Annotated in this window: 19 protein-coding genes; 11 read left to right on the plus strand and 8 right to left on the minus strand. The window is 52.0% G+C overall.

Annotated features, from left to right (window positions below):
• The first annotated feature begins 11 nt into the window (after positions 1–11).
• Complete coding sequence (locus B9G79_RS15945) at positions 12–1,739, plus strand: sulfatase-like hydrolase/transferase (RefSeq protein WP_232468802.1); 1,728 nt, start codon at positions 12–14, stop codon at positions 1,737–1,739.
• 9 nt (positions 1,740–1,748) lie between these two features.
• On the opposite strand, the gene B9G79_RS15950 is transcribed toward B9G79_RS15945, so the two are convergent.
• The 6 genes from B9G79_RS15950 to B9G79_RS15975 are packed head-to-tail and all read right to left on the minus strand — an operon-like array spanning position 1,749 to position 8,542.
• The gene (locus tag B9G79_RS15950) at positions 1,749–2,435 is read right to left on the minus strand and encodes a hypothetical protein (RefSeq protein WP_088566375.1); all 687 of its coding nucleotides are present in this window, start codon (positions 2,433–2,435) and stop codon (positions 1,749–1,751) included.
• Position 2,436: 1 nt separating this feature from the next.
• Entirely contained in the window at positions 2,437–4,461 is a 2,025-nt protein-coding gene (locus B9G79_RS15955; protein ID WP_088566376.1) for an FHA domain-containing protein, read from the minus strand.
• Positions 4,461–5,621, minus strand: coding sequence for an FHA domain-containing protein (locus B9G79_RS15960; protein WP_088566377.1), 1,161 nt, complete (start codon positions 5,619–5,621; stop codon positions 4,461–4,463). The genes B9G79_RS15955 and B9G79_RS15960 overlap by 1 nt, the downstream gene beginning before the upstream one ends.
• The gene (locus tag B9G79_RS15965) at positions 5,621–7,294 is read right to left on the minus strand and encodes an FHA domain-containing protein (protein ID WP_088566378.1); all 1,674 of its coding nucleotides are present in this window, start codon (positions 7,292–7,294) and stop codon (positions 5,621–5,623) included. The genes B9G79_RS15960 and B9G79_RS15965 overlap by 1 nt, the downstream gene beginning before the upstream one ends.
• Positions 7,281–7,628 carry a DUF192 domain-containing protein gene (locus B9G79_RS15970; RefSeq protein ID WP_088566379.1) on the minus strand — a complete coding sequence of 116 codons (348 nt, stop codon included), beginning with the start codon at positions 7,626–7,628 and terminating at the stop codon, positions 7,281–7,283. The genes B9G79_RS15965 and B9G79_RS15970 overlap by 14 nt, the downstream gene beginning before the upstream one ends.
• A 5-nt stretch (positions 7,629–7,633) precedes the next feature.
• Positions 7,634–8,542: a type II secretion system F family protein gene (locus tag B9G79_RS15975; RefSeq protein ID WP_232468804.1), complete on the minus strand. Its 909-nt coding sequence runs from the start codon at positions 8,540–8,542 to the stop codon at positions 7,634–7,636.
• A 28-nt stretch (positions 8,543–8,570) separates the two neighbouring features.
• On the opposite strand from B9G79_RS15975, the gene B9G79_RS15980 reads away from it, so the two are divergent.
• Both B9G79_RS15980 and B9G79_RS15985 read left to right on the plus strand, forming a co-directional pair.
• Positions 8,571–9,149 carry a Maf family protein gene (locus tag B9G79_RS15980; protein ID WP_088566380.1) on the plus strand — a complete coding sequence of 193 codons (579 nt, stop codon included), beginning with the start codon at positions 8,571–8,573 and terminating at the stop codon, positions 9,147–9,149.
• A 79-nt stretch (positions 9,150–9,228) separates the two neighbouring features.
• A complete protein-coding gene (locus B9G79_RS15985; protein WP_088566381.1) occupies positions 9,229–10,101 on the plus strand; it encodes a polysaccharide deacetylase family protein in 873 nt (290 codons plus the stop codon).
• A gap of 77 nt (positions 10,102–10,178) precedes the next feature.
• Here B9G79_RS15985 and B9G79_RS15990 read toward each other — a convergent pair whose 3' ends face one another.
• Positions 10,179–10,709: a hypothetical protein gene (locus tag B9G79_RS15990; RefSeq protein WP_088566382.1), complete on the minus strand. Its 531-nt coding sequence runs from the start codon at positions 10,707–10,709 to the stop codon at positions 10,179–10,181.
• A gap of 97 nt (positions 10,710–10,806) precedes the next feature.
• On the opposite strand from B9G79_RS15990, the gene B9G79_RS15995 reads away from it, so the two are divergent.
• Genes B9G79_RS15995 through B9G79_RS16010 form a run of 5 tightly spaced genes read left to right on the plus strand, consistent with a single transcriptional unit; the run spans position 10,807 to position 13,224 of the window.
• Positions 10,807–11,466, plus strand: a complete 660-nt coding sequence (locus B9G79_RS15995) for a YggS family pyridoxal phosphate-dependent enzyme (protein WP_088566383.1) — start codon at positions 10,807–10,809, stop codon at positions 11,464–11,466.
• Positions 11,467–11,475: 9 nt separating this feature from the next.
• Positions 11,476–12,303 carry a pyrroline-5-carboxylate reductase family protein gene (locus B9G79_RS16000; protein WP_088566384.1) on the plus strand — a complete coding sequence of 276 codons (828 nt, stop codon included), beginning with the start codon at positions 11,476–11,478 and terminating at the stop codon, positions 12,301–12,303.
• A gap of 59 nt (positions 12,304–12,362) precedes the next feature.
• Positions 12,363–12,518, plus strand: a complete 156-nt coding sequence (locus B9G79_RS18530; protein ID WP_269768121.1) for a DivIVA domain-containing protein — start codon at positions 12,363–12,365, stop codon at positions 12,516–12,518.
• Between the two features lie 8 nt (positions 12,519–12,526).
• On the plus strand, positions 12,527–12,916 hold the full coding sequence (locus tag B9G79_RS16005) for a DivIVA domain-containing protein (RefSeq protein ID WP_269768135.1): 390 nt from the start codon (positions 12,527–12,529) through the stop codon (positions 12,914–12,916).
• Positions 12,917–12,933: 17 nt separating this feature from the next.
• Complete coding sequence (locus B9G79_RS16010; protein WP_088566385.1) at positions 12,934–13,224, plus strand: DUF167 domain-containing protein; 291 nt, start codon at positions 12,934–12,936, stop codon at positions 13,222–13,224.
• On the opposite strand, the gene B9G79_RS16015 is transcribed toward B9G79_RS16010, so the two are convergent.
• A complete protein-coding gene (locus B9G79_RS16015; protein ID WP_232468805.1) occupies positions 13,221–14,369 on the minus strand; it encodes a hypothetical protein in 1,149 nt (382 codons plus the stop codon). The genes B9G79_RS16010 and B9G79_RS16015 overlap by 4 nt on opposite strands.
• 29 nt (positions 14,370–14,398) lie before the next feature.
• Here B9G79_RS16015 and B9G79_RS16020 point away from each other — a divergent pair, with 29 nt between their 5' ends.
• From B9G79_RS16020 to B9G79_RS16030, 3 genes are all read left to right on the plus strand, one after another.
• Entirely contained in the window at positions 14,399–15,616 is a 1,218-nt protein-coding gene (locus B9G79_RS16020) for an MFS transporter (RefSeq protein ID WP_088566387.1), read from the plus strand.
• Between the two features lie 3 nt (positions 15,617–15,619).
• On the plus strand, positions 15,620–15,955 hold the full coding sequence (locus B9G79_RS16025) for a rhodanese-like domain-containing protein (protein WP_088566388.1): 336 nt from the start codon (positions 15,620–15,622) through the stop codon (positions 15,953–15,955).
• A gap of 104 nt (positions 15,956–16,059) precedes the next feature.
• Positions 16,060–17,109, plus strand: coding sequence for a porin (locus B9G79_RS16030; RefSeq protein WP_088566389.1), 1,050 nt, complete (start codon positions 16,060–16,062; stop codon positions 17,107–17,109).
• Positions 17,110–17,129 lie beyond the last annotated feature (20 nt).

Raw genomic sequence — 17,129 nt, forward strand, 5'->3', positions numbered from 1 at the left:
GGAACTCTATATTGATCATCGCGGTGGACGAATTGACCATCAGCGACGTCAACTGCAGTCAGGATCCTTCCGAGAGGTCTGGTTTTCAATTGCTTTGCAGTGAATCGGTGCGATTCACCCACGCCTTTTCCCCTTCACCCTTATCCGTTCCTGCATTGGCCTCCCTGCTGACGGGGCTTTATCCTTATCAACACAAGGTTCGCCACAATGGAGGTCCGGGACTGACGGCGGAAGTCGAGCTGGCTTCCGAGGTGGCACTGGATCAGGACTACCGCACGAGCTTCTTTTCCGGAGGCGCCCCCGTCTTTCGTCGGAGCGGGTTGAATCAAGGCTTCGAACTATTCGACGACAATATAGTTCCGACCTTCCGCAGCCTGATTCGTCCCTTTAAACAAAATGCCGATGCTTTTCGACAATGGGTTCACCAGGATGTCGGTGGCATGTCTTTCTTCAGTGTGATCTATGTTCCGGATCTGCTGTTCACGAACACTGAGACCCTGACGGATCTGGGCGAAGCCCGAAACTTGAGTTTTGAAAGTCAGCGTGAAGAACTGGATGAAAGCCTTTTTGAACTTTTCCAAGAGCTGAAATCCACCGGTCATTGGGACAGCACCACCATCTTTTTGGTGGGACTGAACGGGCACACCGGGAACGATCGTCCGAAAGAACTCAGCTCCATGAACCTGCACGGTGAAAACACCCAGGTGGCGTTATTCATCAAACCTTCTCAAAAGAAAAAACGGGATGAAGCGATTCATTGGAAGATCGATCAAAACGTCAGCCTGGTGGATGTCGGGCGCACGCTTTTCCATCTTTTGGGCGAAAGCATCGTGGATCAAGGACCTCAGTCCTTCCCGGCTCAGTCTCTGACCGAGGTGATGAAAAGCGCCACGGCGACATGGCCGGAAGACCGTCCGCTGTTGCTGGAGTCCGGCTGGGCCCTGTGGCGCAAAGCCGGTCCGCTGAAAACGGCCGCGATCTCCAATCATGTTCTATATATCAATGACGAAAAGCCCCGCTTGTACAACACTCTGGTGGACCGCTTTGAAACCAACCCTTTGCCGTTGCTGCAGGAAAGTATTCTGCCAACCACGCAAAAGCTGCAAAACCTGCTTTATCGAAATCAGTTTGTTTCCTTCCCTCCCCTGCTTTCTGAATGGACCACGAAACTAAGCCTGCCTTACTCCCGCTGGATGCGCGTGGACCAAGAGGATCTGCTGTTGAAGGACCTGAAACGGCTGCAGGCGCAGCAGCCCGGCAGTTTGGACCTGCTAAACTGGACAGCTCAAATCGCTTTGAACCGCAAAGACTGGGACACTTTAAAGCAACTGGGTCAGAAAAATAAGATTTCAACCTGGCAGTTCGTGGCGGAAAAGAACCTCAATGTGAAGACCGCCAAAGTGACTGATCCGTGCTTTGACCTGGTGACCGTAAAAACCATTGGCACGGACAACCTGAAAAACTGCAATGATGGTCTGTTCCTGGAGTGGATTGACTGGATTCGCGCGGATGCCCGCGGCCTTTCGCGCGAAACCCAGCGCAAACGCTTTGAAAGATCCTTCCGCAATTACATGCTGGATCAGCAAATTCAGCGCAATAACATTGCCGCAGGTCTGATCTGGGATACGTCACGTGACAATATCTTTGCTCCGTCACGAGTGGAACTGGCACTGGCGTTGCCAGAGTTTTCCAAACTGCGCAATCAGGTTTATAAGTCCCTGACGATCGAAGAGCTTTAGTTTTTTCGGTTATTCGGCGGAAACGTCGATCAGACCCAGCCAGAATGGCGAATCCGGGTCTTCCTGAATCATGCCCGTGGTGACGGAACCCAAATCCAGCGAATCCCCTTCCCGAGTCCACAGTGTCGTCGCCACGCTGGAACTTGCCAGCAGCACCAGACGGTCGCCTTCGCTGACATAAGTATGCCCGCACTGAATATAGCAAGTCGGATCCAGCCCCAACAATTGCGACGGCAACGGCGGCAGCGCCTGTGGTCTTGGCAGTTCACTGGACAGATCCTGTCCGATGGAAAGCGGCTGCAGTCTTTGATTTCTTCTTTGAATGAACAAACTCGGACAACCCACATGGGCCCACGCCACTTGCGGACCGCGTTTGAAAATCGCCATCAGCTCAACACCGGAAAAATATTCGGCGCGGTTTTCACCGCGATAAAGCAGATCATTGGCAATCAGAATCCCGGTACGCACATAGTTCACTTCGTCCGACAGACAGGTCAGAAACTCAAACGGAGAGGTCACTTCAACGTCGGCCTTGGCGGCGCTGACGTACTTTACCACCTCGTCCATAGCACGCTGGGCGTGCTCGGGCTGTCCCCAGGACGTGGCAATCACAATCAAACTGCCGTCGTCCTCGCGATGAATGAGCGGCTTGGGGCGAAGAATCTTGGTGCTGTACGAGCGCTCCTGCAGTTTCACTTTACAATGCTCCGTATTTTTTCAACTTGATGTAGGCCTTTTTGTAGTACTCACCATCCGGAATATCCAGCTCCAGGATTTTTTTCCACTTGTCCTTGGCGCCCGCCTTGGACTCGCCACCATCGACGTTACCAAAGCTTTCCTCCAGGATGCCTTCCTGATACAGCGTCATCATCTGCTTGCGCAGTTCAGTGGTATAACGCTCGATACGATCCGGAAGCTCATCATTTGTCGGATCCAGACTGCGCGCCTTGCGCAAAGCCAGAATAGCCCCTTTCAGGTTCTGCGCCTGATAGTTCTTTTCCGCCTCAGACTGCAGGCTGGCCGTTTTCGAATTCATCATCTGACGAATAGAGGCAATATTGCGTTTTGCCTGACCTTTATAGCCGCTTGGATCCGGCAATTTTGATTCCAGAACCTTTTCATAAGCAGCAATGGCATCCAGAGGTTTGCCTTTTTTGTGCACCCCTTCCGCCCAGCCGTAAAGACCACGCATCTTCGCCACCAGCGACTGGTAAGCGGCTCTTTCAGCCTCTTTGGCCTCGCGCTGGGCATTCAGCATATCGACCTGCGATTTCAGATCCAGAATACGCGGGTGTTCCGGGTTGAACTGCAGAACCGGGCTAAGACAGTCCTCCATCTCGGCGGCCGTGATGGTAGGATTGATTTTTTTCTGACATTCCACCACCTGCTTCTGGATTTTTTCCTCAGCTTCGGCTTTGGCTTTTTCAATTTCGTCCTGACGGCGCTGCTGTTCCTGAATGAAGATGGCCTCTTTGGACAGACGCTCGATTTCGCGGATATCCTCATAGTCCGGGATGATCTCCTGAATCTTCACGATTTCATCCTGGGCCAGTTGGTATTTACCCTGCATATAAAGATTCTTCGCATCTTTATAGCGCTGACGAACCAGAGCCTGTTGCTCCGGCTTCAGTTTCGAGAACAGTTCCTGTGGCGACCCCGGAGCCATCACCTGACCCGGCTGTGCAGGAGGAGCGGTCTTGTCACCACCGCTGAACAAATAAGCCACGGCCAAAAGAACCACCGCGCCCACAATCAGTTTTGGACGATGCTTCTGGAAATCAAATTTGCCCGAAGCCTGTGGCATCGGGCCCGGCATCGGTGCGCCCATACCCGGATACTGCATCGGCTGCTGATACGGCATTGGCGGCATGGCCCCCTGATACGGCATCATTTCGTGGGACTGCTGCTGATATTCCATCGGCACATTGTCATAGCTGGTCGGCACCAAAGGACTTGGTGGTGCCACGTTCACCAGCTCCAGACGGCTTTGGAAGCTCGCATCGTGCAATTCGAAGTACAAATAATTTTCCAGCACACTGATCGCGTCCCCGGATTTGATCGGAGTCATGTCGGTGGAGGAAATCGGATTGCCGTTTAAAAGCGTCCCATTCACGCTGCCCAGATCCAGAATCACAAACTGGGATCCGGCACGACGGATTTCAAACTGACGACGGCTGACCCGCTGATCGCGGATCTGAATATGACAGGTGGAATCCCGTCCCGCAATCCAGGCATCGCCCGCATCCAGACGGATCATTTCCTTGGTTTCATTCTGAGCATCCACAATCTTGATGAAGGCCGCCGTCGGCGCCACACCAATCATGGTTTTTTCATCGCTGCCATCGAAGGAATCCGGTGCAGAACCCATCACGGCCGGCAGGTTTTCCCCACCGCTCATGGCGGGAGCTTCCTGATACGCCGGGGCTTCCGCCACCGTGTTCAGGAAATCAAATTCGTAAGGAGGCACGGTGAACATCGCCCCGTGCTCCAGTTGGAACTGCTGAACTTGTTCACCGTTATGAATCACTTCACCATAACGGGATACAACTTCCACGTTCCAACTGCCATTGAAGGAAACTTTGAAGTGCTCGCGGGAAATGCCTTTTTCAGGCTGCAACACGATATCACAGTCTTCCTTACGGCCGGCCACGTAAGAGCGGTCCTCCGTCAGGTTCACTTCACAGACTGTTTTGCCACGCAGGCGCACACGCAGAAGAGCCATTAGAACCTGCCCTCCAGATTCAGCGTGCACTCTTCATAGAACTGCTTGGCTTCCTTGAATGAAGGATCGTCCTTGCGGTGCTGAAGCATGGTCATCACGTTGGAATAATTCGACTGGCACATTCTCCAGTTCTTTTTCTCGCGGTATCGGTTGCCTTGAATCATGTTGAATTTCACCAGCTCGTCAAACTTGATCTTCGAAAGATGGAAATACCGTTTTGCCAGCTCGTTGTCCGGATCCAGATTCAAAACAACCTGGAACGCCTCGCGCGCACGGGCATACTGGCCCTGCTGGAAGTCGCGGAAGCCCTTGATGAAGTTTTCCTGAGCCCGGCGGTATTGAACCGAGTCATATTTTTCCTTCTTGATGGTCAAAAGCTCCTGGGAACGCTTCTCGGCTTCGGCCACGTCCGCCATGGACAGCGCTGAAGTTCTGAAAGCATTCGGATCTTTTTTGTTCTTGTTGCCGGAATCCGACAGGAAGAACCACGCCGCCAGGCCCACGATCGCGATGATTCCATAGAATCTTGCCTTCGGATTGGAAAGCAGTCCCCCGCCACCGGATGGCCCACCCATCGACGCCCCCATATTGGGCATGCCGTGATTCGGAGGCGGAGTGTAACCGCCATAAGCCATCGGCTGCGCCGGAGGCATCGAAGGGTTCGGCATCGCCGGCATCGGACGAGGCTGTTGATAAGCCGGCGTCTGCGCCTGTGGGAACGGATTGCTGACCGGCATCTGCTGCGGACGCGGCGGAGTCGGAGCCGGGAACGGATTCGGCGTCAAAAGCGGAGACGGCGTCGCCGCTGGAGTTGGTGGAGGTGCCTGCACCACCGGCATGTCGACCTTGAACAGAATTTCTGTCTCACCAATCTGAATCACCGAATCGTTCGCAAGAACTTCGGATTGAATGCTCTGGCCATTGACCATCACAAAGTTTTTCTGACTCAGATTGACCAGCACAAATTCATTGCCGCGCTGTTTGATTTCAGCGTGCTGACGACTGACTCGTGGATCCTGGGAAAGGACAATGTCGTTTTCCGGACCACGGCCCATGGATACAGAAGCCTTTTCAAAAGTAAGCTTCTGACCAATATGCGGGCCTTTGATGATCTCGATGTCAAACTTCATGGAATCCTTCACCTGAGGGGCTGCGCTCATCACGAGCCTCCTTCAGTTGGTGATACAGTGATCACATAATAGTCCACTTCCTGACCTGTGCAGAATGCCTGACAGCTCAGAATGCAAAGATGTCCGCTGAATTCCAGTTGGTCCGTATGGATGCCGCGTGGATTTTCACGGGAACGCACCACCAGACCCTCGATGTTCTGCTGCAAAGCCACATCCGGAATGGCTTTATACATTTGCCCCTGAAGCTGCGCCATTTCCGCACGAGCCACCTGCAGGAACGAAGGGTTGCAGGAAATAATCCGGCCTTCCTTCGCAATCGCCACACACGGGTAACCAATCATCTGCATCAGATTTTCAGCCTCGCCGTCCTTGTTCACAAATCCGGCGGCCCCACCGCCCTTGTCGGTGTCACCATTGATATATCTTGTCAGCAGACTGTTGATATTGCCAATCAGGGCCTGCAGTGGCGGGAACTGGAAGTCCACCACCGTGTTATCAGTCTTTTCACGCATGGCTGTATCCAACTGTGCATTCAACGTAACCAGCGGATATTCAATCAGCTTGTACATGAAGAAGAACAACAACAGACCAATCAAAGATGCAATCACCAGAGTCTGCATGAACAGACTGATCGCCCGTCCGTCATCAAAGGCCAGACTGCCGATATCATAAAGCACAATGGCGTGAGCCTTCACCGACTGCTCCCCCGTGTTCGGGTCAAACAGACCAATCGGGAAGCTGGCCCCGATAGTGGATGAGTCCACTTCCACGGACTGCGGGCGCATTTCCCGGCGGGCCGAGTGCACAAATGGCAGATCCGGCGTGGTCCCCGCGCGCGAAGCCGGCGCCAGGATCATACCATCAGATTGCTGCACGATCAGAACCTGCTTCACACCGTCCTCGGATTCCGCCGCGTTGGTGCTTAAAGAAGAGTAACTGTTTTGCAAAAGCGCCGCTTGATTTAAAGTTGCCACCGTGCGGGCAATCGACGCCGCCCGACGTTTACTTTCATTGGTGATGCTGGCGCGGGTGATCTGCACCATCGGAATCATGGAAAGCAGGGTCGTGGAGAAGATGAACAACACCACAAAGCCCAGCAGAACCATTTTCATTTCCACAAACTGCGGCAGCTTGTAAACCCCGGGCAAAGCCACGCGGTCCATATATTCATTGAATTTATCCACCAGGCCTTTAAAGCCACCCTGCTGGAAAGCCGGAGCTGGCGCGGGTGCAGGGCCTGCGCCCGGCATTCCCATGCCCGCCATCGGTTGCGGCATTCCCTGAGGCATGCCCATGTTTTGCTGAGGCATACCCATATGCATAGGCTGCGGCATCTGTGGAGCGGCCCCGCCGCCATAATAAGGCATTGGCGCCTGCGGGCTTGGTTGTCCTTGCGGACGCTGCGCCCGGGATTCCTGCGCCGGGATCACATCGGCAATCACGTCGTGAATGCCCAGCTTGTCTCCAAGGCGCATCACACCGCTTTGCACGCGGACACCGTTCAAATAAGTTCCGTTGCTGGAACGAAGATCCGTCACAACAATTTTATCTTTAAATACAGCAATCTCGGTGTGTTCCTTGGAAACACCGGCACTGATAAGTTTTATGTCACACTGAGGAGCCCGTCCAATGAGGTTTTTCCCCATCTTCAGCTCCAGCACTGAACCCGCCTGCGGGCCGGTCAAGATTCTAAGCGCCCACATAAAGTTGATCTCCCACGCTGACATTCCCGTTGCTGACTGTCCCTGATGCCATCTCTATCACCGAAGCGGCTCCCCATACCGGGAGCACCAGTCTCCAGGGCCGCACATCCCTGCGGATCGCGCGCACCTTCAAATTTTTATCCACAAACACACAATCAATCGCAAACTTCATAAAGAAAGTATGGATGCTGTTGCAGTGATGAATCCACAACGCCTTTTCAGCCGGCAGACTTTCGCGGCCCAAAAGACCTTTGCCACGGCTCAGGAAAGTGGAGGCCACTTCCAGATCCGCAATCAAAGTTTGGTTGTTGGTTGTGTTCATCAACTTAGCCATCACTTCTACTTCCCACCATACATGAACGAAACCGCCACCGGACCGAAGACGATGATGAAAACCGCCGGCAGAATAAACAGCATCAGCGGGATCAGCATGGTCTGGGAGGCTTGCGCACCGGCTTTCTCGGCACGGACGAATCTTTCAAGACGCATCTGCACCGACTGGTCCTTAAGAACCTGCGAGATACTGGCACCGGTAGCCTCTGCATCCACCAGAACCGCCACAAAACTTGTGATCTCGTTCATATCCAGGCGCTCCGCCATTTCCTTCAAAGCCTGAGCCTTGGAGGAACCGATTTTGATATCTTTCAGCACAATTGAAAACTCTTCGGCCAGCACACTGTCCGTGCCACTGGCTTTATCCACGATCTTCTGAATCGCCGAGAAGAAGTCCAGACCGGCTTCCACCGACAGCGCCAGCAGATCGATGAAGAACGGCAGATCCGCACGCACAGAAAGCTCGCGGCGCTTCTTTTCCCCGCGCGCATGAATCTGCGGCAGATAGAAACCAATCAGCCCCATGCCCACCACCACCAGCGGGGACAAACCCAACTGCAGTGAGAAGTTCATGATCAACAAGAAGATCGGGAACATGATCCCCCACAGGAACTGCAACCCGATGAATTCATCCTCGTTCAGCTCTGAAGACAGGCCCGAGGTTTTGATGTATTTACGAACTTTTTTGCGATAGGACTCGCTGCGAATCTTCATCGCATGCTGCAAGGTGAACTGATGCACCAAGGGACGCGAGAAATTGATCACCGGATTTTTGGATTTCACCGGCTCATCATTGTTCGCCCATGAAAGCTGCTGCTTGTCCGTGTTACTTGCAAAGATGGAACTGACAAAAAGGAAGACCGCCACTCCTGCGAGCAGCAATCCCAGAATCAGCATTAACTCTGCACTTCCCATTTTCGCCTCTTCGTGTTCAAGTATCCTCATGAAACCAGCATTGATCTTGGCCTCAGAGTCACCGCGCCGAAAACAGCTTCTTAGCGAAGCGGGTTTTTCATTCGACGTGGTTCCAGTTAAAGTATCGGAAATTCCTAACAAAAACCTGAATGTAAACGATCAGATTTTAGATATCGCCAGACGAAAAGCGAGTGCCGCTTTGCCCCTGCTAAAGTCCAGCCGTACAGACGCGTTTATCGTGCTTTGCGCGGACACGGAGGTGATTTTCGACGGGGCCCCCCTGGGGAAGCCCGCCGATCGTCAGGATGCCTACCGCATTCTTAAACTTTTGTCGGGTAAATATCATGAGGTGATCACGGCGGTGTGCCTGGTCGAGTCCAGCACGGGCAAGGAAGTGTCTCAGACTGAGACCACCAAAATTTATTTCCGGGAGCTGACTGACGATGAAATCTGGACCTACATAGACACCGGCGAACCGATGGACAAAGCCGGCGCTTATGGAATTCAAGGCCAGGGCGGGAAATTCGTTGATCACTTCGAAGGGCCCTTCGACAACGTAGTGGGACTTCCCGTCGAGCTGGTGAAAAATCTACTGTCCAAATTTTAAACAGCGAAAGATCTCTGGGGCCTTCAGCGCACCTTCTGTTATGGTGCGCCTTTCAGCTCTTAACCGGAGGTCTTGATTCATGAAACGTCCTATTTCTTTGGCTTTGTCTGCGCTGACTTTTACGGCTGCCCTGGCTCACGCACAGGAAGAAGTTCTGCCTCAGGCGCCTTCCAACGAAAAATTGATTGAACTGCAGACGACTCAGGGTATGAAACGGGCGGTGGAGAAAGTCCTGAACCTCGATACTGAATGGGGCATCTTCGACAAATTCAAACCGAACCGCTGCAAGTACGCCATTCAGATTCCTGACTCTGTCACTCGCGGCACCATCGCCCTGACTTTCGATGACGGACCAAATCCTGAAACGACGCCAGTGATTTTGGATGTGCTAAAAGCGCATGGCGCCAAGGCGACTTTCTTTATTTTGGGAAGCAAAATCAAAGGCAACGAATCCATCCTGCGCCGTATGGTCGCCGAAGGTCATCAACTGGCGAATCACTCTTACAGCCATCCGAACTTCCATGAACTGAGTTCTTCACGCATGAATTCAGAAATCTCGCAAACCGACCGTCTGCTTCGCACTGTGGGCACGCCGCGCTTCTTCCGTTATCCCTACGGAAACTCCACATGCTCCAGCAACGAACTGGTCAGCTCTTTGGGTTATGTGAATGTAGGCTGGGATATCGACACCTGTGACTGGGCTTTTGCTGATGGCCAAGTAAGCGACAAAGAAAACGCCACCTGCCAGGCTCCACAGCACCTGCGCCGCGATTACGCGGGCTACGTCGCCAACGTGGTGGCCCAAACCCAAGGCGGCGTTCTGCTGATGCACGACATTCACAAAAACACCGCGCACAGCCTGGATCGCCTGATGACGATGCTGGAACAAGACGGCTACCGTTTCGTCTCCCTCACCGACCGCAACATCTTCCCCAAACTAAACCGCCGCTAACCCCAAAAGGTATCTGCTTACTTTTTCCGAAGCCCTGCACAAAACGCGGCGCTTCTGCAAAAGTAAGCAGGTACCTTTTAGATTCTTAGAGGATAGGGCTGGGATTGCAGTCCTATTTTTTTTAAATGTTCTAGTATTTCGCGGTCGGCGATGATGGAATAGCCGCGAATTTCTTCCAAGACCCGTGTCCACGGGCGCTGATCCCAGAATTTCTTTTTCAATTTTCGTGTTTTAGCTGCCCCGGTGATCATCAGGGCCAACATTCCGCTGACGGCGCGAATGAAGGGCGCAAAGGTGCGCCGTTTGCGCAGGCGAATCAGCACATGCAGGCTTTCGCCGGAGCAGACGATTTCCCTGAGGGAAATACCGTATTTTCTTGCCTGAGTCTTTAAAACTGAATCGATGATTTTTCTGTTCTTTGATTTTTCAAAAGCCCATTCGCCCCGGGCTGATTCTGACGACAACACAACATGCATCATGTTTTTCAAAGAAAGCGGTCGCGCCGTTTTGGCGTGGCTGTTCTTTAAAAGCTGACCCCCGAACTGCTTCGTAAGTTGCAGACGGGGGTTATCTATACGGGTTGTGGCTCTTCGGGAGGAGCGTCTCATGAACCATGTTCTACCATCATTTCCGATGTCGTCAACAAAAAAGTAGCGATGGTATTTTTCTGGACATTTTTGCGAAGAGGATGATAGTTTTCCGGTCATGGCATTAAAAGAGATCATAGAAAAAGCAAAACCCGCGAAGATCCTGGCCGTTTCCAAACTTCAACCGGCAAAAAAGGTGCGTATCCTGTACGCCGAGGGTCAGCGCCTGTTTGGTGAAAATTACGTTCAGGAAGCCCTTGAAAAACAAAGTGTGCTTTCTGACCTTCCTGATATTCAGTGGCATCTGATTGGACACCTTCAAAAGAACAAAGCAAAAATGGTGGTTGGAAAATTCCACCTCATCCATTCGGTGGACTCTCTGGAACTAGCCCAGGTGATCAGCCGGCAGTGCGAACAAAAAGGCGTCAGACAAAATATCCTGATCCAGGTGAATCTGGCGGGCGAAGCCAGCAAAGAGGGCTTTTCCACTGAAACCCTGGAAAGCCAGTGGGCGGACCTGACAAAACTGCCGCATCTTCATATTTATGGCCTGATGACCATGCCCCCATTAACCGAAACCGGGGCCGAAGTACGTCCTTACTTTGCAGAGCTGCGCCGACTGCGCGACCGACTGAAAGCGGCCACGGACACGACAGTTCACCCACTGAATGAGCTGTCAATGGGCACGAGTCACGATTATCCGGTCGCGGTCGAAGAAGGCGCCACAATCGTGCGGCTTGGGACTATTTTATTTGGCGAACGTCCCGCCAAAGGGTAGGATCACTATATGAATCCCTTGTTGAAATCGCAAAAAATCGGCTTTCTGGGTGCAGGGAATATGGCGCAAGCCATGATCAAAGGTCTCGTCGAAGGAGGCTTTCCTGCCAAAAACATCTTCGCTTCCAACCGCTCCGAAGGAAAACTTCACAAGCTCGCTGAAACTTTCAAAATAAATCCGGTCTTCAGCAATGACGAGCTGGTCGACACTTGCGACATCATCATTCTGGCCATCAAGCCTCAGGATCTTCTGCAGGCTCTGGAGCCTGTGACCCGCAGCTTTGACGAACACAAGATCGTCATCAGTGTCGCTGCCGGCATCCGCATGGAGAAACTGGAACGCTACATTCAGGGCGCCCGACTTGCCCGAGTTATGCCCAACACCCCGTCCCTGATCGGTCGCGGTGTCATCGGTTATCTTTTGAATGATGAAGACGACGGCGGACTGGATAGCACAGTGGAAGATCTTTTCCAGCCACTGGGTCGCGTGATTCAGGTGCACGACGAGGATCAGTTTGAAGCTTTGATGGTTTCCTGCTCCAGCGGAACCGGATTTGTCTTTGAAATGATGATGTACTGGCAGGACTGGATCGAAGAGCACGGCTTCTCTGTTGAAGAGGCGCGCATGATGACGATTGAAACTTTTGTCGGCGCTTCATTGCTGGCGGCGCAAGCCCGCGAAGGGGTTGAAGACCTGCAGGCCCGCGTCACCTCCAAGAAAGGTGTCACGGCGGCTGGACTTCAGTCCATGAGAGAGCTTGAGATTGAACGCGCTCTTCGCATCAGCTTTGAAAAAGCAGCGATGAGAAACAAAGAAATGGCCCGGGAAATCAAATAACCTTGCCCAGGCACAGACTCGGCCTTTATCCTTAATCATGTTGTTCAAGGAGGAACAAAATGAGAATTACTCCTATCGATATCGCTCACAAATCTTTTGGTAAAAAGATGATGGGTCTTGATGCTGACGAGGTTATGGATTTCCTTCAGCAGATCGCCGCTCAGATGGAGTCTTTAATTCAGGAACGAAACACATTCAGGAACGAAACACCCTGAAAGAAGCCATCCGCGAAAAAGAACTTTCTTTGATGGAATACAAAGAGCGCGATCAGGTTTTGAAAGAAACCATCGCCACAGCAACCCAGATGGCAGACCGCCTTCGCCAGGATGCCGACCGTGAAGCGAAACTGATCATCGCCGATGCTCAGCAAAAGGCTGAAATCATCACCCGTGATTCCCGTGACTCTTTGAAGAAAATGTACCAGGAAGTGACAGAACTGAAGCGTGCGCGCATGCAGTTTGAAGCCAACCTGAAAGCTCTGGCCCAGGCGCATTTGTCCCTGCTGGAACAAGGTGAAAAGTACATGCCGCAAGCGCAACTTCCAAATCACAATATCGTGAATGGAAATGGCTCTGGCCGCACCACCAACGTGTCCCCGCTTTCTGCCGAATAAGCAGCGCAAAAGACACCATGATTGAATCAACAAAAGGTGGAGTTCGACTCCACCTTTTTATTCAGCCCAAGTCATCCAAGAACGAAGTTGTCGGTCCCCACAACGGCGAACTCAAGATCAAACTGACCGCCCCGCCTGTCGACGGAAAAGCCAACGAATGCCTGATCGAGTTTCTGTCGGATCTTTTTGATATTCCCAAGCGCGATGTACATCTGATCAAAGGCGAAACCGGGCGCCACAAAGTGGTGGAACTGTCCGGCCTTGATGCCGAAAAAACAAGGGAAGCACTGAGGCTTCCCAAAAACTAACGACGTTTCTTTTTGTTGGATTTCAGCTCGATCTGGAATTCCGTATCATCGAGCTGCTGTTGCAGTTCATCATCAACACGCGGGCGCTTTTTCGGCTGCGTCGGACGTGGCTTGAACAGATTCTGATCCACTCCGTCGCTGGTTTGCTCTTTGAAGCGGCGAACTTTCTTTTCAGAACTCAGGTCGCTTTCCTCATACATGTTGGAGCGATAGTTCGGCACCGGGTTTTCAACCGGCGGAGCGTATTCAGGCTCGGAATAACCTTCACTCATATCGAAGCTGTAGCGGATGAAACCACCCACGTGGAATCCGGCTGCCGAGTTAGAACCGGTCAAAGTCATGCCTCCGTTGGCCTGCACACTCAGCTTCGGACTGATCAACCAGGTGGCGTACAACTGGCTGTCCATCAGATTCGGCTTCACAGAATAGAACTTCATGGAACCGGCATTGACGCTGTTGATATAGGATGTTCTTAAAGCTTCCGTCACATCCGTCGTGTCATCAGATACACTTTGATAACCAAAAAGCTCAGCCCCCAAACGCAGGCGCTGCATTTTCATTTGCGCCCCCACACCCCAAGGCATCAGGAACGAACGACCACTGCCACGATAGTTAAACCCCAGCCAGCCATAACCGCGCAAGGTGCCGAAATCTTTTTGCGCGATCAAACGGGAGCGAACCTCAAAAACCCCTTCAGAATTCAATACGGTATCCGAAGCAGGGTTCACCTCTTCAAAAGGCATGACCGCGATGACTTCCGGAATCAACTGAAACAGGTCGGAATACATTAAGAAATCAAAGCCCACGGCCGCTTCACTGATGGAGCTGTTGGAACGGCTTGCAACCGAATCCTTGCTTTCAGCGTTGCTAATCGTTCCCCAACCAAAAATGGACCAGTTCTTTTTCGGAACATAGCGGGTTCCAAATGAAGTGTCGATCAACGAGTAGCTGTTGCCACTCACCAGGCTCTGACTGCCGCCCCCTGAAGCCGGGTAATTGGCCTCAGAATAGAAATAGTTGGCATTCACCTCGAAATCCCAGTGATCCCGGCGAAACTCCTTGTAGTTATCCACAGCCAGAGCCGGCAATGAAATCGAAAAAATAGACAGAGCGACACACGCCCAACGCGGAAGATTATTTGCCATTTTCATAACTTCCTAATATTAACAACCCTATGACTGCGACATCAAACAAATCACAGCTTGCCATCATCTTTTTCACTGTTTTCCTGTATTTAGTGGGCTTTGGTGTGGTTATCCCGATCCTCCCCATCCTAAGTCGCAACTTCGGCGCGACCGCTCTTGAAACCGGCCTGCTGCTTTCCGTTTACTCCCTGATGCAGTTCCTGTTCGCACCGTTCTGGGGCCGCCTCAGCGACCGACTGGGTCGCCGTCCGATTTTACTGTTCTGTCTGGTGGGCGAAACTCTTTCTTACATCATGTTTGCCTGGGCAAGGTCTTTAGAGTGGCTCTTTGTTGCGCGTATTCTGGCGGGTTTCTTTGGTGCAAGTCTTTCCACAGCCTCGGCTTATATTTCAGACATCACTCCGAAACATGAGCGCTCCAAGGGCATGGCCCTGATTGGCGCCGCATTCGGTTTGGGCTTTGTTGTCGGCCCGGCTCTGGGGGGCGGTCTTGCGGTTTGGGGTCAGCACATCAATCCGGCCCCGCACTTTGACACTTCGTTTGCGTCTTACTGGGTGGCGGCGTTGTGCTTTGCTAACTTCCTGTTCGGCGTGAAGTTCCTGAAAGAATCCTTAAGCGAGAAAAGCGAATCCGCCGCAAAAAGAAAGCGCTTCTCGATCATGTGGCAGTATCTGAACAAAAAAACTGTCGGCCCCCTGATGACTGTGTTCTTGCTGTCCTCCTTGGCAATGTCATCGATGGAGGCCACACTGATTTTGTTCATGGGCGAAAAGTACCAATGGGACGTTAAGCAGGTCAGCTTTGGCTTCGCGTATATCGGAGTCATCATCATCTTCACTCAGGGTTTTTTGGTGCGCCGACTGCTGCCAAAATGGGGCGAGCGCAAAGTGCTTCGCCTGGGCATCTTGCTTTTGGCAGTGGGTTTAACCGGGATCGCCGTTGCTGACTCTATCACCGGCATGGCCATCACCATGACTTTGCTGTCACTGGGCAACGGTTTGGCCAATCCGTCGACCTTGGGAAGTATCAGTCTGTTGTCTGAGGCCAACGAACAAGGGGCTGCGATGGGAGTCACACAAAGCATGGCTTCCTTGGGGCGCATTTTGGGTCCAGCCTTGGGAGGCGCACTTTACGGAACGGTGGCCATCACGGCTCCCTTCTGGGCATCAGGTTTGATGGCGTTCCTTGGGCTTGCCATCGTTATTATCATTTATAAATTCATCCCCGAACACGGGCGTGTAGGATAGATCATGGACTTTAATTCAATCGGCTTTTTCCAATTCGACAATCTGATTCAAACCCGCACGCCGTTTCTTTTGGTGATCCTGGACAATGTGGATCTGAATGACTGGTACAAAAGCGTGACCAAAATGCACCTGGATAACATCAGTCTGCCATCCACCCCCGAGGGGGCGTTGGAGGCGGTTAAAGGCAAGAGCCTGCCTCCGCACTTTGCCGTGGTGGTTCTGGATCGCGATGAAAAGTCGGCCCCCCAGGTTGCGGCCATGTTGGAGCAAGCCGGATTCATCAACAGTTTCTATGTTAAAGGTGGTTTTGAAGGCCTCCTGATCGAACGCCAACAATAATTTGACACAGAACCAACACAAAAATTTAAAGCATTGTTGTTGAAGGCAAGACTTTATACCATACTAGCAACATCAAAACTTAGAACTTTAAACAAGGAAGTAACATGAAAAAGTTTTTGATTGCAGCTCTTGCTACAACAACGATGACTTCTGCAGCTCAGGCCGGAACTTTGAATTTGGACCTGCGTGCAGACTACAACTCAACCACTTATGACGAGTCTTCTCAACCGGACGTCTCTAAGTTCTACTTCAAGACAGGTCGCTTGGATTATATGGGCAAAGCCACGGAAGATCTTTCTTTCCGCGTTCGCTTGGCTTTCAATAAATCAGCAACTCAGCTTGTGGACAGCGCTCAAACTGCGGTTGAATACGCGTTCCTGACTCACAAGATGTCTGATATGTTCGCGTTGTCCGTAGGTCGCTTCAACACTGAATTCGGTGGTTTCGAAGGTGCTACGAGCGGTGCAGACTTGTACCTGACTTCCCAATTCTACACAGGCCGTGGACCTGATGGAGCTCTGGGTGGCGCAAACCTGGGTACTTCTGATCTTCTATACATGACTGGTGCTAAAGGGACTTTCACTTTCGGTGGCCACAATGTTTACGTAATGGCGACAAACGAAGCTGACAACGCAACGGCTGTTGGACCTGCCGCAACTCAGAATACAATGATGATGGGTGCTGTTTGGAGAGGCGCTTGGACAGAGGACAAAGCTTTGATGACAAACCTTTCTTACCACACATTGAACGGCCCTTCTGACGGTGACAAACACCAGTTCATGACTGCAGGTGTGATGTGGAATGCAAAACCAGCTATGGTTTCTGTAGACTACTTGATGTCTGAAGCAAAATTGGATGCTGGCGAGAAAGACACCGTAACTTCCATCGTGGCGAAATTCGCTTACACTGGTTGGGAACAGTGGACCCCGCGTCTTGAGTTCCAGACTTCTGAAGAAAAACTGGAAATCGGCGGCGAAGCTACCAACAAATTCATCGGTTACGGTGCAGTTCTTGAGTACAAACCATACGCTGACACCAACTTCCGCTACCACCTTGCTTACGCAAATGTGAAGGAAGAACCAGAAGCTGGCGACGACATCACAAGCCAGGAAATCGTTTTGGGTGCCCGCTTGATGGCGGACTTCCTAAAATAACGAAAATAAGCACTGTTCAT

The organism is Bdellovibrio bacteriovorus (assembly GCF_002208115.1).
Lineage (GTDB): Bacteria > Bdellovibrionota > Bdellovibrionia > Bdellovibrionales > Bdellovibrionaceae > Bdellovibrio > Bdellovibrio bacteriovorus_C.

Coding starts and splice junctions, on each gene's coding strand:
- B9G79_RS15970 (WP_088566379.1), bottom strand. CDS start 7,628: ATGGCTAAGTTGATGAACACAACCAACAACCAAACTTTGATTGCGGAT.
- B9G79_RS15980 (WP_088566380.1), top strand. CDS start 8,571: ATGAAACCAGCATTGATCTTGGCCTCAGAGTCACCGCGCCGAAAACAG.
- B9G79_RS16010 (WP_088566385.1), top strand. CDS start 12,934: ATGATTGAATCAACAAAAGGTGGAGTTCGACTCCACCTTTTTATTCAG.
- B9G79_RS15965 (WP_088566378.1), bottom strand. CDS start 7,294: ATGTGGGCGCTTAGAATCTTGACCGGCCCGCAGGCGGGTTCAGTGCTG.
- B9G79_RS16025 (WP_088566388.1), top strand. CDS start 15,620: ATGGACTTTAATTCAATCGGCTTTTTCCAATTCGACAATCTGATTCAA.
- B9G79_RS15990 (WP_088566382.1), bottom strand. CDS start 10,709: ATGAGACGCTCCTCCCGAAGAGCCACAACCCGTATAGATAACCCCCGT.
- B9G79_RS15995 (WP_088566383.1), top strand. CDS start 10,807: ATGGCATTAAAAGAGATCATAGAAAAAGCAAAACCCGCGAAGATCCTG.
- B9G79_RS18530 (WP_269768121.1), top strand. CDS start 12,363: ATGAGAATTACTCCTATCGATATCGCTCACAAATCTTTTGGTAAAAAG.
- B9G79_RS16030 (WP_088566389.1), top strand. CDS start 16,060: ATGAAAAAGTTTTTGATTGCAGCTCTTGCTACAACAACGATGACTTCT.
- B9G79_RS16020 (WP_088566387.1), top strand. CDS start 14,399: ATGACTGCGACATCAAACAAATCACAGCTTGCCATCATCTTTTTCACT.
- B9G79_RS15985 (WP_088566381.1), top strand. CDS start 9,229: ATGAAACGTCCTATTTCTTTGGCTTTGTCTGCGCTGACTTTTACGGCT.
- B9G79_RS15955 (WP_088566376.1), bottom strand. CDS start 4,461: ATGGCTCTTCTGCGTGTGCGCCTGCGTGGCAAAACAGTCTGTGAAGTG.
- B9G79_RS15975 (WP_232468804.1), bottom strand. CDS start 8,542: ATGGGAAGTGCAGAGTTAATGCTGATTCTGGGATTGCTGCTCGCAGGA.
- B9G79_RS16015 (WP_232468805.1), bottom strand. CDS start 14,369: ATGGCAAATAATCTTCCGCGTTGGGCGTGTGTCGCTCTGTCTATTTTT.
- B9G79_RS15960 (WP_088566377.1), bottom strand. CDS start 5,621: ATGAGCGCAGCCCCTCAGGTGAAGGATTCCATGAAGTTTGACATCGAG.
- B9G79_RS16000 (WP_088566384.1), top strand. CDS start 11,476: ATGAATCCCTTGTTGAAATCGCAAAAAATCGGCTTTCTGGGTGCAGGG.